Origin of the sequence: Marinomonas ostreistagni (assembly GCF_016461785.1) — a bacterium.
GTDB classification, from domain to species: Bacteria; Pseudomonadota; Gammaproteobacteria; order Pseudomonadales; family Marinomonadaceae; genus Marinomonas; species Marinomonas ostreistagni_A.
This window is the reverse complement of the sequence record NZ_JAEMUH010000009.1, coordinates 153,199-169,042: the sequence shown is the minus strand read 5'-3', so window position 1 is coordinate 169,042 and position 15,844 is coordinate 153,199. Positions and strand designations below refer to the sequence as shown.

Genomic DNA, 15,844 nt, shown 5'->3' with positions numbered 1-15,844 from the left:
AAACAGTGAAAGTATAGCGGGGTCGCGGGAAATTGAGTAGAGGGAAAATGAAAGAGGGCAGAGAATCTGCCCTCTGGTGAAGGTTACAAGACAACAACTAGGTTCCCTTGAGCGCCACTTTTCATTACATCTTCATGGGCCTGTGGTAATTCAGTCAGAGCGTACTCTTTACGAATCACCGGTTTCAATACGCCTTTTTCAAACAATGGCAACATCGCTTGGGCGATACGTTTCAGAGCATCCGGTGTAGCATTTGCCAAGGCTACTCCCATCACTGCGGCATCGCGAGCCATCAGATCTCGTGGGTTAATGTCTACGGTGCCACGGTTACCGATAACGGCCACACGACCACCAAATGCCAGTGCTTTGAGGTCCTGGTCAAGGTTATGGTTAGCCAGCATCTCGATGATCACATCAAAGCCAGTTTGCAGTGATTGGTAAGGGGTTAGATAACCTTCTTGGTTGTGCATGATGACTTCTTGAACACCTTGGGCACGTAGAAGGTTCGCGCCTTCAATAGTGCCTGCAGAAGCCACAACACTCATACCAGCCGCCAGCGCAAGCTGAACCGTTGCAATCCCCACTGCACCGGTTGCACCGTGCACTAGAACACGCTCGCCCGCTTGGGCGTGAGCGCGGCCAAATAGAGCACGATGGGCTGTGGTGTAAGGAACACCTAGGCAAGCACCTTCAGCAAAGCTCAACGCATCCGCTAACGGGAAGGTATGCGTCGGTAGGGTGACGGCATACTCTGCTGCAGAGCCGGTTAGGTTGCGCGAGAAATATACCCGTTGGCCAATGCTAAACTCTTTTACATTGCTACCGACTTCGACAATCGTCCCCGCGCCGTCATTGCCAGGGGTATGAGGAAATGACGCGGTGTAGTTATTGATGCCAGAACGAATGTAAGTATCGACTGGGTTAACCCCAGAGGCTCCGATTTGAACCAGTATTTGATCATCGTTGATGGTGGGCTTTTCAGCATCTACCAGCGTTAAATCACTTGCTGGTCCATAATCGTTCACTTGCATAGCTTTCATAGCATCTCCTCTTATTATTAGTCTGCGTAGACCGTTTCAGGCAACCAAGTTGCCAGATCAGGCCAAATAGCGAGCAGTAACAGTACGAACAATTGAATCAAAATAAAAGGAATCACACCTTTATAGATAGACTGCGTTTTTACTTCTGGTGGCGCAACGCCACGTAGGTAGAACAGGGCGAAACCAAACGGTGGTGTTAGGAATGACGTTTGTAGGTTGATCGCCATCATAATACCTAACCAGATTGGATCTAGGCCCATTGCCAACAATACTGGGGCAACGATAGGCACCACAACGAAGGTGATTTCGATGAAGTCTAAAATAAAGCCTAGGAAGAACATCACCAACATGACGATTAAGACTGCGCTGATGACACCACCAGGCAGTTGGTTAAAGAACTCATGGATCAGTTCTTCACCGCCAAAACCACGGAAGACCAACGAGAACAGTGACGCACCGACTAGGATCATAAATACCATGCCGGTGACCTTTGTGGTCGACAGTACACACTCTTTAAGAGTTTGTAACGACAGCTTACCGGATGCCCACGCTAGGATAGCGGCACCGAATGCGCCAACACCTGCTGCTTCTGTCGGTGTTGCTAGACCGCCAAGGATCGAGCCTAATACCGCAAGGATCAGGAGCAACGGTGGCAATAAGCCTTTGATGATCTCAAGTGCTAAAGAAGAATCGTCCACACCACGGCGCAGTTCTTCTTTTGGTACGGCTGGGGCTTTATGCGGTTGTAGCCACGCCACACCTGCTACGTAAGCAATGTACAGGGCGACCAAGATTAAACCAGGGATCAAAGCACCGACAAATAAGTCACCTACGGACACCGTTTTAGGAGAGAATACGCCCATTTCCAATTGTGCCTTTTGGAAGGCATTGGACATGACATCACCTAGTAGTACGAGGGCGATTGACGGCGGAATGATTTGGCCAAGGGTTCCGGTCGCACAAATAGTACCGGTAGCTAGAGCGGGATCGTAACCACGCCGCAGCATGGTTGGCAGAGAGATCATGCCCATGGTGACCACAGTTGCACCTACGATACCGGTGCTGGCCGCCATCAACATGCCCACCAAGATCACCGAAATACCCAAACCACCTCGCAGTGTGCCGAACAGCATCGCCATGGAATCCAATAGGCGCTCAGCTAGCTTAGATTTTTCTAGTAGAACACCCATCAAGACAAACAACGGTACGGCAATCAGGGTTTCATTGCGCACGATACCAAACAAGCGGTTTGGTAAGGCTTCTAGGAATACCGCATCGAACGTTCCAAACATCGCGCCACCGGCAGCGAACAGCAGTGCTGTACCACCAAGAGAGAAGGCAACCGGGTAACCGAATAGAAGAAACACACAGACACCGGCGAATAGCCATAAAGGTAAAAACTCAGCCACCTTATTGTGCCTCCGTTAATTGCTGTTTATTGAATACCACACCTAGGTTCTTAAGAATGTCAGCGATGCCCTGAATAATCAGTAGCGCCATCATTATTGGAATCAGTGTTTTTAATAGGTAGACGAATGGCAGACCACCTGGCTCTTGTGATGTTTCTAGTACACGCCAAGAAGCGGCGACGTAGTCGATACTCATGTAAGCGGTGTAAGCACAGAATGGCAATAAGAAGAACAAGCCCCCTAAGATATTCACCCAAGCTTTTTTACGCGGTGAGAAATCTCGGTAAAGCACGTCTACTCGCACATGTTCATCGTCTTTGAAGGTGTACGCTGCGCCGAGCATAAACACCATAGCATGCATATAAAGCACAGACTCTTGCAGAGCGATGGAGCCGATGCCCAGCCCATAGCGTAGCAACACTATTAGACAGGTCAGCAACATCATAAGAAGGGTAAGCCAAGCGACACATTTCCCCACGACGGAGGAAATGCCTTCGGCACCGCATACGATTTTGTTAAACATAGTTAAACCCACAGGCTATTTTTTTGCTTTTGTAATATAGAAAGGCGGAAAAATCCGAGGCGTCAGTCTATTGGATATCTATTAAATAGTGAATGATTTATCACTTATTTGGCAGGATGCCCCCGCTTTTTGTCGTATCTGTTGAGCAATAGGATTATGCAAAAACTGAGTAAAGTGATGGTGAAGAGTACCCTTTTTCGAGGGTTAAAGTGGCATGAGTAGTGAAGTCATAATTTGCGTAAACTATTTTTCACTTTCCTAGGCTCTTTATATGAATGTCGATCCTAAAATCAAAACGCATCAGAAACGGTCGCAGTGGTGGTTTTTACTGCATAGCTGGTTAGCGATGCCTATTTGGTTGTTTCTTTTCTTTATCTGTTTGACTGGGACTATTGCTACCGTTAGTCAAGAGATTGTCTGGTTGTTTGACTCCAGTGTAAGAGCAAATCCACCTAATGATGCGGCAACCGTGTTGAGCTTTGATGAGGTGATTGATGTGATTGAACGGGACTTTCCAGGGGCGTATATAGAGCAAATTACTCGCCCAGTAAAATCCCAATTCGCCCTGACTGCTGAGATTAGTTACCCCGACTCCACAAGTGAAAATGTATTTATCAATCCATACACAGGTGAAATTCAGGGGCGGGCCGCAACAGGGTTTAATTTTCGTCAGTTTGTGCGTGCGATTCATGGATGGTTACTGATTCCTTTCAATACAGGCTTCACTCGCTACAGTTTAGGCTGGTACATGGTGAGTATTTTAGGCATCCCTATGCTCTTATCGCTGATCACAGGCTTGGTGGTGTATAAGAAGTTTTGGCGTGGTTTCTTGCATCCGCGTTTACGGGTTAACCGTGGAGCACGAGTGTTCTGGGGAGATTTCCACCGTTTAGCGGGCATCTGGTCGATCCCGTTTATTTTTATCATTTCCATCACAACTATTTGGTTTTTAATACAAGGGCTGCTGTTCGAGGTGGGAGTACCCTTTAATGGGGTATCGACAGCACCTATTTATGTGGCTAGAGATGATGTCCCTACCTCTCAGGAAGGAAGGCCTCCACTACTATTAGCTGATCAAGCCATCGCAAAGGTGAACTCGAGATATGAAAATGTTGAGGCACAAATGCTCTATTTCCCTAGTACAGCATTTGACCATTATCGAATTCTTGGGCGTAGCCAAGCGTTTCCCTTAGTTCATGAAAGCTTTTTAGTGAATCCATACACTGGAACCATTGATGAGGCGATGCGTGTCTCTGAGCAGCCAGGTTTGATGCTGACACGCTTATCCATGCGTGCGCTGCATACAGGTGACTTCGTCGGATTATCGTTGAAATTGGTGTATTTCTTTTTTGGAGTACTGCTTACGATGATGATATTTAGCGGTATGCGTATCTGGACCATTCGTACCTTCAAGGCCACCAAAGCCGCTTTTCGCCAGAAAAAGGCTTTTTCGAACTTATCAGGTGGCCTGTCATGAGGGAAGTCAGACAACGTAGCAAAGGTATGAATAAGAGCTCGCTCTGGTTTCGCTGGCGCTTTCATTTAAGTGGATTATTAATCCTAATTCCGATTGTACTCACACCATCTTATATTGAGTTGATGTCAATATTTGGAGGTGCTAATGGATTGGGTGAACGCACTGTTGGCTCTCGGCAGGTAGGGCCTTGGACGATTACATTAGCAGAACAGTTTGAAGCGGGGCCAATTTTGGATGGGCCTGCGGGATATATGAAGACGTTTAATGCCGCACTTTGCCAAGAGTGTGCAGAGGATGTAAAAGCAGTGTACATACGCTTAGGGAAACCCCGTAATTTACGTACTGCTGGTGTTATTGGTTTTGGCTCACCCTATCATATGAGTTTTACCATGCCTGTAGCAGAAAATACGTCAACTGAGCAGCTTGTTTGGCTCACTTTAGAGGGGTGGGATGGCGCTCTTCACCAAACACAATGGACTCTAGAGGAAGCTTCTCCAGCAACCGTACAGTTTTTAAAGCAGCTACAGGAGTAATAAAATTTTGAAACTTAGGCATTTTCAAACATTGTTAGCGGTCTTAATGGCGGTGTTTTCACAGACTTCGTTTGCACATTTTCCATTTCTGGAGTGTACCAATGAAGCGTCAAACATTGTCTGCATAGGTGGTTTTTCCGATGGCTCTAGTGCACAAGGCATTACGGTTGATTTAATTTCTTATGATGAAGAAATCATAGCTAGTAAAACATTTAATGATCGTTCAAGTGTCGAATTTCAGCAGCTTGGAAGGGAGTTTTATATCCTACTTGATGCGGGACCAGGTCATACAGTAGAAGTAGACTGGGATCAAATCAAAACGCCATAGCTCTACTTTTTAGCAGGCGCCTTTAGCGCCTGCTAAAAAAAATCAGAATATTTCAAGCTTTAACATTACTGTCACAAAGTCTCTTTATAGTTCTCATCATCGAAAGAAAACGAAGTTTATTCGGGCTCTCTGATAAAGATTTCGATTCATACAAAACTGACGATAACCATTGAGGTTGAAGTGATGAAAAAACTAGTTGCGACTCTAGCAGTGTCTACTCTAGCAGGTGTTTCTGCTAACGTAATGGCAGACGTTGATGCAAACCTACCTTCTTACACTAAAGCAAGTGGTGTATCAGGTAACATCTCTAGCGTTGGCTCTGACACGCTAGCGAACCTAATGACACTATGGGCAGAAGACTTCAAACGTCTTTACCCTAACGTGAACATCCAGATCCAAGCAGCTGGCTCTTCTACTGCGCCACCAGCGCTTACTGAAGGTACTTCTAACTTCGGTCCAATGTCCCGTCAAATGAAAGACAAAGAGATTGCAGCATTCGAGAAGAAATACGGCTACAAGCCAACTGCAATCCCAGTGGCAATCGATGCTCTAGCAGTATTCGTACACAAAGACAACCCAATCAAAGGTCTATCTCTTCCAGAAGTGGATGCGATCTTCTCTTCTACTCGTAAGGGTGGTCACAGCGAAGACATCACTAACTGGGGTGCAGCTGGCCTTGAAGGCGCTTGGGCGAACCGCGATGTTCAGCTATTTGGTCGTAACTCAGTATCTGGTACTTACGGTTACTTCAAATCAAATGCTCTATTCAAAGGTGACTTCAAAAACTCTGTAAACGAGCAGCCAGGTTCTGCTTCTGTAGTACAGTCAGTTTCTACGTCCCTTAACGGTATCGGTTACTCTGGTATCGGTTACAAAACGTCTTCAGTTCGTGCCTTGCCACTTGCTAAGAAAGAAGGCGGTGAGCTAATCGAAGCAACGCCAGAAAACGCTGCGACGGGTAAATACCCACTGTCTCGCTTCCTTTACGTTTACGTAAACAAAGCACCTAACAAACCACTAGCTCCACTAGAGCGTGAGTTCGTTAAGATGGTTCTTTCAAAAATGGGTCAAGAAGTTGTAGTGAAAGACGGTTACGTTCCACTACCAGCGAAAGTATCAGCTAAATACCTATCTGACCTAGGTATTCAGTAATAAGAGATACTGGATAACAAGGAACGTTTGCAGGATGCAACGGAGCAGGAGAGACTTGATCTCTCCTGCTTTTGTTATGTCCCTAACTGTCACAAAAATGTCATAAAAAGTGAAATCGGATGAGTACAAAAGCGGATCAAAAAATACCCGAACTGGATTTCGATACGCCAGCATTGAAGCGTCATCGTAAAGTTCGTGCATTCAAAGATCGCAGTGCGAGCGTTGGCATAGCCATCGGCGGTAGCAGTGTGATTTTGGCTGTCCTACTGATATGTTTCTATCTAATGTATGAGGTTGCACCCCTATTTTCAGGTGCCAGTATTGAACAAAAAGACAGCTATGCCGTGCCTGCTGCAGAGTCAGGTAAAAGTTTATATCTCACATCAGAAGAGCAAGCAGAAGTGGGCTTCCGTGTGGCTGAAAATGGCGACATGGTGTACTTCAACGTGGCCGACGGTAGCGTTATCGAGAACGTTAAAAACCCGTTAGGTCAGCCTACAGCATTTGCCGTTGAGTCTGACACCAGCCGTATGATTGCCTTCGCGTACGCTGATGGCCGTGTTCTTGTGGCACAACAAGTGTACAAGACGACCTATCCTGAAGGTGAGCGTGTGATCACGCCAAGCATTGAATACCCATACGGTACAGAGGGTATCCAAGCCGCCGATTTCGCACCTCGCCACTTGAGCATTCGTGACAACGAAGACCGTATGACATTGGCGGTTGTGGGTGATCAGCAAGCACAAGTCGTGCGTTTATCAAAAGACGTTAACTTCATCACGGAAGAAGTCGAGTTAACAGAAGACAGTGCAGACATTCCATTTGTAGACGGCACCCATTCACTATTGATTTCGGGTGATCAACGTTACTTGTACGTAGCGAATGCTGCGGGGGATATGTCTGAGTTTGATATTCGTGACATTGATGACGTGCAACTGAAAGAGCAAATCGATTTAATCGATGGTGATGCCCAGTTAGTTTCGATGCGTTACTTGCTAGGTCAGTCATCTGTCATGGTGGCAGACAGTGCCGGTCGTGTGAGCCAATGGTTCAATGTACGTGATGATAACAATGTTGAGCATCTGACTTACATTCGCGATGTGAAGCACCCAACGGGTCTAGTCGACATGGCGATGGAGCACCGTCGTAAAGGCTTTGCTACCTTGGATGACCGTGGTGTGGTATCGATCTTCAACGCAACGTCTAGTCGTCAGGTGATTGATGAACGTATCAGTGATGGCTCAGCGACCATGATCAGCTTCGCACCTCGTGCTAACGGTCTATTACTAGAAGACGGTAAAGGCCTGCATTTCTTCGAAGTTGACAACGAACACCCTGAAGTCTCTTGGTCATCGATCTGGGGTAAAGTGTGGTACGAAGGTTATCAAGAACCGACTTACACTTGGCAGTCCTCTGCTGCGAACAACGACTTCGAGCCAAAATACAGCTTGATGCCACTGGCATTTGGTACCCTTAAAGCCGCGTTCTATGCCATGTTGATGGCGGTTCCGCTAGCGATCTGTGGTGCGATCTACACGGCTTACTTCATGGCACCAGGTTTACGTCGTAAAGTGAAGCCAGTCATCGAATTAATGGAAGCACTACCGACGGTTATCCTAGGTTTCTTGGCCGGTCTATTCTTTGCACCATTCTTGGAAGAAAACTTAGCGGCGGCGTTCAGCATTCTGATCGTTTTACCACTGGGAATCTTACTGTTCGCTTTTATTTGGTCTCGTATGCCACAAAGCATTCGCTTTATGGTGCCAGATGGCTGGCAGCCAATGCTGCTGATTCCTGTCGTTGTGTTACTCGGCTGGTTCTGTGTGGCGATGAGCCCAGTGATCGAATTGAGTTTCTTCGACGGTAACATCCGTGGCTTTATCACTAACGATCTAGGTATCACGTTCGACCAACGTAATGCCCTAGTCGTTGGTTTTGCGATGGGCTTTGCGGTGATTCCAACGATCTTCTCGATCACTGAAGACGCAATTTTCTCAGTGCCAAAAGCGCTAACACAGGGCTCCTTAGCATTGGGTGCGACGTACTGGCAAACCATGACACGCGTAGTACTACCAACTGCAAGTCCAGGTATCTTCTCTGCCATCATGATCGGTATGGGTCGTGCAGTGGGTGAAACCATGATCGTATTGATGGCGACGGGTAACACGCCAATCATGGACTTCAACATCTTCGAAGGTATGCGTACCTTGGCGGCGAACTTGGCCGTGGAAGTACCGGAATCCGAAGTGGGTAGCTCGCACTACCGTATCTTGTTCTTGGCAGCGTTTGTGTTGTTTGCCTTCACCTTTATTGTGAACACCATCGCTGAATCCGTGCGTCAGCACCTACGTAAGAAATACGGGTCGCTATAATGAGTAATGAACTAAAAATTAAGAATCAAACCGTATCCCAGTGGGTGAAGTCTGGTGATCCATGGGTATGGCTAAACGCAGGTGCAGTCGCTATCTGTGTGATCATGGTAATTGGTCTATTGGCGCTGATTGCGGTACGTGGTCTAGGTCACTTTTGGCCAGCGGACATTAACCAAGGAACATACAGCCTACCTGGCTCAACGCCATACACATTGGTTGCGGAGCGAGTTGAGTCCGCGGAAGTACCTGCAGCTCAACTACGTGAAGCTGGCATCGATGTGGCGGACCATCATGACCTAATGATGCGCTCTCTAATGAAGACAGGTAACCGTGATGTATATGGCTCTGACTTCCGTTGGGTGATCGATGAGTACTTCACCGATATTACTCAACCTGAGATGCTGTTCGCAGCGGAACGTCATGAGTGGGGCAACCTATACGGTTACCTAAAAGCCGTGAAAGAAGACGGCAAGGTCGTTGCTGAAACAGCGGACCTAACGCCAACGGATTCAGCGTTGGCGACTTGGGCAGCCTTGGAACGTAGTATCGAGCGTGCGACAACGATTTACGACGACATCCATGAAGTGGAAAAAGACGAAATCGGTGCGATCAACCACAAGCTAGAACGTCTTCGTCTGGAGCAGCGTCGTCTTGAGTTGAACAACGAACTGACGCCAGCGAAGTTGGCGGACATCGATGCGCAACGTGCAGAGCAAGATGCGCTGTACGAAGCATTACAGCAACGTCTGATCGACCTATACGCCGAAATCAACCGTGATACCTTTGTGGTACAGGTGATGGATGGCAGCGTACATGAGCTGCAAGTGGCGAAAGTTGTGCGTGCTTACCGTCCTAATGCGATGGGCATTGCTGAGAAACTAGGCTTCTACGGTTCAAAAGTGGTGGAGTTCCTAACTGCTGAACCACGTGAAGCGAACACGGAAGGTGGTGTGTTCCCTGCGATCTTCGGTACAGTAATGATGGTACTGTTGATGACCATCCTGGTGACACCATTTGGTGTCGTGGCGGCGGTTTACCTACGTGAATACGCATCGCAAGGTTTTGTGACACGTACCATTCGTATCGCAGTAAACAACTTAGCGGGTGTACCATCGATCGTATACGGTGTATTTGGTCTAGGTTTCTTCGTTTACTTCCTAGGTTCGGGAATCGACCAAGCGTTCTTCCCAGAAGCGTTACCGTCACCGACGTTCGGTACCGGTGGTCTAATGTGGGCATCGATCACGCTCGCACTGCTAACCGTGCCAGTGGTCATCGTAGCGACAGAAGAAGGTCTATCACGCATTCCGCGTAACGTACGTGAAGGTTCTTTGGCATTGGGTGCCACCAAAGCAGAAACACTATGGCGTGTGGTCTTGCCAATGGCCAGCCCAGCGATCATGACCGGTGTTATCCTAGCGGTAGCCCGTGCTGCCGGTGAGGTAGCTCCGCTGATGCTTGTGGGCGTGGTAAAACTAGCTCCATCGCTACCATTGGATGGTAACTACCCATTCATCCACTTGGATCAGAAGTTCATGCACTTGGGCTTCCATATTTATGATGTGGGCTTCCAAAGCCCGAACGTAGAGGCAGCGCGCCCATTGGTTTACGCGACGGCACTATTATTGGTAATCGTGATTGCATTGCTTAACTTAGCAGCCGTTACCATCCGTAACCACCTACGTGAAAAATACAAATCGCTGGAAATGTAAGACGGCGGAGAGAGACTATTATGAGCGAAACAACTACACACTCTATCGATATTTCAGCAATGCAACGTAGCCAGCAGGCGCTGCGCATTGAAGACGAAAAAGTTTGTCTTTCCGTTAAAGACTTACACCTTTACTACGGCGAGAAAGAAGCACTGAAAGGGATCGACATGATCATCCCTGAAAAGAAAGTAACGGCGTTTATCGGCCCATCTGGCTGTGGTAAATCAACGCTGCTACGTTGCTTCAACCGTATGAACGACTTGGTTGACAGCTGTCGCATCACAGGTGAAATCAACCTGCATGACACGAACATCTACGAAAAAGGTACCGACGTAGCAGAGCTACGTCGTCGCGTGGGCATGGTATTCCAGAAGCCAAACCCATTCCCGAAAAGTATCTACGAAAACGTGGCTTACGGCCTACGTATTCAAGGTATCAACAAAAAGCGTGTGATCGATGAAACGGTTGAATGGGCACTGCGCTCAGCGGCGCTTTGGGACGAAGTAAAAGACCGTCTACACGAAAGTGCCCTAGGTATGTCTGGTGGTCAGCAACAGCGTCTAGTTATCGCTCGTACAGTAGCGGTTAAACCAGAAGTACTTCTTTTGGACGAGCCAGCATCGGCACTTGACCCGATCTCTACCTTGAAGATCGAAGAGCTGATTCACCAGCTAAAAGAAGAATTCACGATTGCCATCGTTACTCACAATATGCAACAGGCAGCACGTGTTTCTGACTATACTGCGTTTATGTACATGGGCAACATGGTTGAGTTTGGTGATACCAACAGCCTATTTACCAACCCAACGAAACAGCAAACTGAAGACTACATCACTGGTCGCTACGGCTAGGATAAGGAACGACGATTATGAGAGAGTTAACAGCGGATCATATTTCTCAGCAGTTTAATGCCGAGCTTGAGACCCTACGTCAGCACTTTTTGACCATGGGTGGTGTAGTAGAAAATCAGGTCGCGGATGCTATCCATGCGCTACTTGAAAGCGATGGCAGCCTAGCTGAAGAAGTGAAAGCAAAAGACGCGACCGTCAACCAGCTAGATGGCATCATTGATGAAGAATGTACGCGCATCCTGGCGAAGCGTCAGCCTGCGGCAACCGACTTACGCATGATTCTATCGATCAGTAAAGCGGTTGGTGAACTAGAGCGTATGGGCGACGAAGCGAAAAAGATTGCTAACCATGCCTTGAAACTGATCAATGAAGGTGAATCGCCACGTGGTTACGTAGAAATCAGCCGTATCGGTCAGTTAGTAACGCGCATGGTACGTGAAAGTCTGGATGCGTATGCGCGTTTGGACATTGATCTAGCGGTCAGTGTTGCCAAAGCTGATCGTACTGTGGACCTTGAATACAAAACTGCGATTCGTTCTTTGATCACTTACATGATGGAAGATCCACGTTCGATTGGTCGTGTATTCAATGTTATTTGGATTCTGCGCTCACTTGAGCGTATCGGTGACCACTCACGTTCTCTTTGCCAGCACTTGGTGTACTTGATCAATGGTGTCAACGTACGTCATATGCCAGCAGAGCAGCTTGAGAAAGTGGCTCAGGACGACAAGAAAATCTAGCGGTTGATGAACTGAACTAGGTTACTAAAGGGCTGATTTATCAGCCCTTTTTTATTGGTTACCCCGCATTTAAGAGAGAGTCGAGCTCTAGCAGTTCTTCAGGGTAGGTGACTTGAACGGCATCATAGAGTGCAGCTAAAGAGCTGGGCTCCTGCTGTGTGGCAGCGGCTTCCATGTTCGCGAAAAGTCTAGCTAACTCGCTTAAGGCGAGGTTTGAACTGGCAGATTTTAGGGAGTGACTCAACTGCTCAATGGTCGCAAAGTCGAGGCTTTCTACGGCATTGCCAAGTAGCTCAAGCTTTGGTTGACTGTCTTCTATGTAACTTTCTTTTACACGATTCAGTGTTTCACTACCCAATATATCTTTAAGGGTTTTGAGCTGTATTTGGTCGACCGCCATTAAAAAACTCCTAGTCTGAAAATTGTGTAATTGAACGCAGTTGGTTAGGTGTAATAGGGTACTGAAAGCTTTTACTGCCCGCTAACTCAGGGTAGGCCTGAATGAGCGCTTGTGAAAGTATTAAATCAACCCCGTGAGCTTTAAGATGAAGTAAGCAATCCAACTGTTCATTATGTAATAGATGGATTTGATTTATAAACAGAGCCTGAAATGGTATCGGTTCGGAAATCAACAGAAACTCATTGAGCTGGGCTTCTGTAACACTCATCGTATGCACAAAAGGTTTCATTGTCTGAAGTAACGCTTGATCCAATAGGCTGTCAGACTCCAATATAGCCATCACCGTATCAGGCGTGGGTACCGTATCTTGGTTTCTGTTGGGCTCATTCTCATTGACTCCCATAGGCAAATCAATCCAGATCTCAGACCCTTTCCCTGGTGAACTGGAAAAGTGTAATTCGCCTTGTAATGCGCTAATAAGAAAGTGACAGAATGTAAACCCCATCCCCATCTGTTGAATTTGATTCATGATCGTATTATTTGGGTTATGCGGATTACTCCGTAGCCCATCTTGGATACTTTCTGGTAAGCCTTCGCCATTATCTCGAATGCTAATTTGGATCATCTTAAGAGGGTGTTGTTTTGATCGACGAGGGAGACTGACAATCGGTAATGTGGATGGACGCACTTGTATAAGCAAATCCGCACTTTGACAATAAGGAGCTAACTGAGTGATTAATGTCACCAGTATTTCGTGTAAGCGTTTTAAATCTGTTTCAACACAATCATTAAGGTGTGGATCGATACAACATAAGGCTCGAATACGATAACTATTAATGGTTTGTTTGACGGATTCAATACTGGCACTTAGTTGTTGGCTCAGGCTTCCAAATGTTAATACTGGCGTCAGTTGATCGGCTTCAATTAGAGTCAAATCATGGTAGCAATCCAGCTGAGTCAAGACTTGTTGATGGTTACTCGCAATACGCTCCAGCACAATATTGATGCTTCCTGATAAGTTTTGTTGAAGCAAAGATGTGCTGCTATTTAAGGTGCCTATGAGGGATGGCTGCAATTCTGCGTTAATTTGTCGAATGGTCTCAAACTTTCCTGCTTGTACATCTTTTACTCGCTGCTCTAAACGAGTATTACGTTTAAAAACATGACCTAATTTCTTAGATAATTTAAAGCTAATAATCAGCAATATCGCTGTGAGAATAAGCAGTATTAACGAAATAATTTGAATACACTCTATCTGAATATCCAGTTCTGCTCGCTTTTCTGTAACGTAGTCATTGGCACTTTGATTGACGATGACGACAAAATCACTTACCTGAGAATCCAGTGCTCTTAAGCGCTCGATGAGAATAGGAACTTGATCTAACTTGCCTTGTTCAAGGTGATCGATGTTTAAGCTAATGAGTTCGAGCTCGCCAGAGATAATATTCAGTAATCGGGTGGCCCGTCCATTTGCAAAGTTTCGAATATGGCGCCCCAGCTCACCTTTACGTAGTAGGTCAACTCGGCTCAGTACAAGGTCGTATTGAAAGTATGCATTGCCCTGAAGAGGTAAGTCGCGCTCATCCACATCAGATAAATAATCCATTAAGCGGTAAGTCTGTAACTGCAATTGCAATGAGTGCCAACGTGAGCTATCGAATACTTGTCTTGCGTTTAAGCGTGTACTGCTGTCAGCAAGAGGAATCAGTAAGAAGGAAAATACAGCGGACAATAAAGCACAGGATACGAGCATCTTACCGAGGTGACGCTCGAAAAAACGGGGTTTTTCTGATGCCTTAGGCTCTGCATTCATAAAGGACTAGGGCTCCATGATACGTAGAGTTTGGATCTGCCAAATGGATCGGCCATAGTGTACTTCGTTTCTCAATTCTGGATGTTTATCAAAGTTGTACACTACCATTAACGGCCCTTTATTACGTACAGAAATGGGATGTCCGTCCATTTCATAAGCAATAATGGCGTCCCAATCGTTAAAGTCAGAGAGGGGGATTTCAGTAACATACTGGTTTGAAGCGGTTAACCGTAGAATATGTCCATCGGCTTTGAGCCATTGCAGAAGATCTCGCGGGTGGAAACCAACGTAGTGATGTATACCTTCTTCCCAAGGGTTATGTGTTTGAATTTCATGAGCAGGAAGCTGCTGTAGCATTCTTAAATCAAACTGAGCTTGCTTTTCATCTGTATTGAATTCATCTATTGCGCCAGAGGTGGTTAAAATCACTCGTCCAGTGGGTGATTCAATCTCAGCAAAAGTTATGCTTGATATGCAAAGTAACAGCATTTGAATGGCAAAACGTATCATCTTGGTTCCTGACGCATTTCTAGTTGGATATTTGATCAAGTACTAAAGTGTATCAAATTTCCCTGTTTGAGTTAGAACAAATCCTTTTTGTGCTCCTACTTTACAATCATCGAAAAGTGACAAGTTTTTAGATAAGCCGTTCTGTGCGAAAATATGCTTAAATAGCGCAACGTTGTTACGTCTGTAGTGATTAAAAAAGAGGAAGCTCAACTCGTGATTACGCATCCATTTAGTGCCATTGGCGCATTTATACAGGCCTTTCCTTTGCTATTGTCTAAGCGCTTGCGCTTTTTCTTATTGGCGCCTATTTTGGCGAATATAGCATTAATGGCTTTACTCTATACCGTCGCGTTGAGCTATATGAATATTGCCGTAGATGAAATGATGGACTACGTGCCAGAGTGGATGTCCTTTTTGAACTGGTTGTTTTATCTGCTTTTGAATATCGCGATCGGGTTATTAATGTTTTACAGCTTTTCTGTTGGCGTTAATATCTTGGCAGCACCGTTTATGGCTTTCTTAGCGGAAAAGGTGGAAGAGCAGCAAACGGGTAAGCAGTTTAATGAAGATCTGAGTGCGTCAGGCTTGTTAAAAATCGCTGGCCGAAGCTTGAAACGTGAGCTACAAAAGTTGGCTTATTTTCTACCTCGCTTTGTGGGGTTGTTACTGCTCTCGTTGATCCCTGTTGTAAACGTGGTTGCATCGGTTTTAATTGTCATGTTTTCTGCTTGGATGTTGGCACTTCAATACATGGATTACTCATTTGATAATAACCAAGTCCCCTTTCATGAAATGCGGGCGACCTTACGCAAAAAACCTCTGCTGTGCTGGACATTTGGCTTCATCATTATGTTAGGTGTTACGATTCCATTCCTGAATTTATTTGTGATGCCGATCGCCGTCGTAGCGGCAACTTTATTATGGATAAAACTGTTTAGTGAACATTTTGTTAATTACGCAGATTTATTGGCTCAGACTCGATAG

At 46.2% G+C, this 15,844-nt stretch carries 15 protein-coding genes; 9 read left to right on the top strand and 6 right to left on the bottom strand.

Translation table 11 applies throughout. The annotated features are described in order from the left end of the window. Positions 1-83: 83 nt before the first annotated feature. Genes JHD44_RS11050 through JHD44_RS11040 form a run of 3 tightly spaced genes read right to left on the bottom strand, consistent with a single transcriptional unit; the run spans position 84 to position 2,972 of the window. Positions 84-1,040 (bottom strand): NADPH:quinone reductase, encoded by a 957-nt coding sequence (locus JHD44_RS11050; protein ID WP_199462803.1) that lies wholly within the window; start codon positions 1,038-1,040, stop codon positions 84-86. A 17-nt stretch (positions 1,041-1,057) separates the two neighbouring features. Further along, entirely contained in the window at positions 1,058-2,449 is a 1,392-nt protein-coding gene (locus tag JHD44_RS11045) for a TRAP transporter large permease (protein ID WP_199462802.1), read from the bottom strand. A 1-nt stretch (position 2,450) separates the two neighbouring features. Further along, positions 2,451-2,972, bottom strand: a complete 522-nt coding sequence (locus tag JHD44_RS11040) for a TRAP transporter small permease subunit (RefSeq protein WP_133561639.1) — start codon at positions 2,970-2,972, stop codon at positions 2,451-2,453. Between the two features lie 271 nt (positions 2,973-3,243). Between JHD44_RS11040 and JHD44_RS11035 the strand changes: the two genes are divergently transcribed. From JHD44_RS11035 to phoU, 8 genes are all read left to right on the top strand, one after another. Further along, complete coding sequence (locus JHD44_RS11035) at positions 3,244-4,449, top strand: PepSY-associated TM helix domain-containing protein (RefSeq protein WP_199462801.1); 1,206 nt, start codon at positions 3,244-3,246, stop codon at positions 4,447-4,449. After that, positions 4,446-4,982 (top strand): hypothetical protein, encoded by a 537-nt coding sequence (locus JHD44_RS11030; protein WP_199462800.1) that lies wholly within the window; start codon positions 4,446-4,448, stop codon positions 4,980-4,982. The genes JHD44_RS11035 and JHD44_RS11030 overlap by 4 nt, the downstream gene beginning before the upstream one ends. 7 nt (positions 4,983-4,989) lie before the next feature. Beyond that, positions 4,990-5,310 carry a hypothetical protein gene (locus tag JHD44_RS11025; protein WP_199462799.1) on the top strand — a complete coding sequence of 107 codons (321 nt, stop codon included), beginning with the start codon at positions 4,990-4,992 and terminating at the stop codon, positions 5,308-5,310. A gap of 183 nt (positions 5,311-5,493) precedes the next feature. After that, positions 5,494-6,462, top strand: coding sequence for a PstS family phosphate ABC transporter substrate-binding protein (locus tag JHD44_RS11020; RefSeq protein ID WP_199462798.1), 969 nt, complete (start codon positions 5,494-5,496; stop codon positions 6,460-6,462). A 119-nt stretch (positions 6,463-6,581) separates the two neighbouring features. After that, positions 6,582-8,834 (top strand): ABC transporter permease subunit, encoded by a 2,253-nt coding sequence (locus JHD44_RS11015; RefSeq protein ID WP_199462797.1) that lies wholly within the window; start codon positions 6,582-6,584, stop codon positions 8,832-8,834. Further along, positions 8,834-10,546, top strand: coding sequence for a phosphate ABC transporter permease PstA (gene pstA / locus JHD44_RS11010; protein ID WP_199462796.1), 1,713 nt, complete (start codon positions 8,834-8,836; stop codon positions 10,544-10,546). The genes JHD44_RS11015 and pstA overlap by 1 nt, the downstream gene beginning before the upstream one ends. Positions 10,547-10,566: 20 nt before the next feature. Then, positions 10,567-11,397, top strand: coding sequence for a phosphate ABC transporter ATP-binding protein PstB (pstB, locus tag JHD44_RS11005; protein WP_133561647.1), 831 nt, complete (start codon positions 10,567-10,569; stop codon positions 11,395-11,397). A 17-nt stretch (positions 11,398-11,414) separates the two neighbouring features. After that, entirely contained in the window at positions 11,415-12,137 is a 723-nt protein-coding gene (gene phoU, locus JHD44_RS11000) for a phosphate signaling complex protein PhoU (RefSeq protein WP_199462795.1), read from the top strand. A gap of 58 nt (positions 12,138-12,195) precedes the next feature. Here phoU and JHD44_RS10995 read toward each other — a convergent pair whose 3' ends face one another. Genes JHD44_RS10995 through JHD44_RS10985 form a run of 3 tightly spaced genes read right to left on the bottom strand, consistent with a single transcriptional unit; the run spans position 12,196 to position 14,860 of the window. Next, positions 12,196-12,537: an Hpt domain-containing protein gene (locus tag JHD44_RS10995; protein WP_199462794.1), complete on the bottom strand. Its 342-nt coding sequence runs from the start codon at positions 12,535-12,537 to the stop codon at positions 12,196-12,198. Between the two features lie 10 nt (positions 12,538-12,547). Continuing rightward, positions 12,548-14,350: an ATP-binding protein gene (locus JHD44_RS10990; protein ID WP_199462793.1), complete on the bottom strand. Its 1,803-nt coding sequence runs from the start codon at positions 14,348-14,350 to the stop codon at positions 12,548-12,550. Between the two features lie 6 nt (positions 14,351-14,356). After that, positions 14,357-14,860 carry a molybdopterin-dependent oxidoreductase gene (locus JHD44_RS10985; RefSeq protein WP_199462792.1) on the bottom strand — a complete coding sequence of 168 codons (504 nt, stop codon included), beginning with the start codon at positions 14,858-14,860 and terminating at the stop codon, positions 14,357-14,359. Between the two features lie 213 nt (positions 14,861-15,073). On the opposite strand from JHD44_RS10985, the gene cysZ reads away from it, so the two are divergent. After that, positions 15,074-15,844 (top strand): sulfate transporter CysZ, encoded by a 771-nt coding sequence (cysZ, locus tag JHD44_RS10980; protein ID WP_199462791.1) that lies wholly within the window; start codon positions 15,074-15,076, stop codon positions 15,842-15,844.

Coding starts and splice junctions, on each gene's coding strand:
- JHD44_RS10990 (WP_199462793.1), bottom strand. CDS start 14,350: ATGAATGCAGAGCCTAAGGCATCAGAAAAACCCCGTTTTTTCGAGCGT.
- JHD44_RS11015 (WP_199462797.1), top strand. CDS start 6,582: ATGAGTACAAAAGCGGATCAAAAAATACCCGAACTGGATTTCGATACG.
- JHD44_RS11035 (WP_199462801.1), top strand. CDS start 3,244: ATGAATGTCGATCCTAAAATCAAAACGCATCAGAAACGGTCGCAGTGG.
- phoU (WP_199462795.1), top strand. CDS start 11,415: ATGAGAGAGTTAACAGCGGATCATATTTCTCAGCAGTTTAATGCCGAG.
- pstB (WP_133561647.1), top strand. CDS start 10,567: ATGAGCGAAACAACTACACACTCTATCGATATTTCAGCAATGCAACGT.
- JHD44_RS10985 (WP_199462792.1), bottom strand. CDS start 14,860: ATGATACGTTTTGCCATTCAAATGCTGTTACTTTGCATATCAAGCATA.
- pstA (WP_199462796.1), top strand. CDS start 8,834: ATGAGTAATGAACTAAAAATTAAGAATCAAACCGTATCCCAGTGGGTG.
- JHD44_RS11020 (WP_199462798.1), top strand. CDS start 5,494: ATGAAAAAACTAGTTGCGACTCTAGCAGTGTCTACTCTAGCAGGTGTT.
- JHD44_RS10995 (WP_199462794.1), bottom strand. CDS start 12,537: ATGGCGGTCGACCAAATACAGCTCAAAACCCTTAAAGATATATTGGGT.
- JHD44_RS11040 (WP_133561639.1), bottom strand. CDS start 2,972: ATGTTTAACAAAATCGTATGCGGTGCCGAAGGCATTTCCTCCGTCGTG.
- JHD44_RS11030 (WP_199462800.1), top strand. CDS start 4,446: ATGAGGGAAGTCAGACAACGTAGCAAAGGTATGAATAAGAGCTCGCTC.
- JHD44_RS11050 (WP_199462803.1), bottom strand. CDS start 1,040: ATGAAAGCTATGCAAGTGAACGATTATGGACCAGCAAGTGATTTAACG.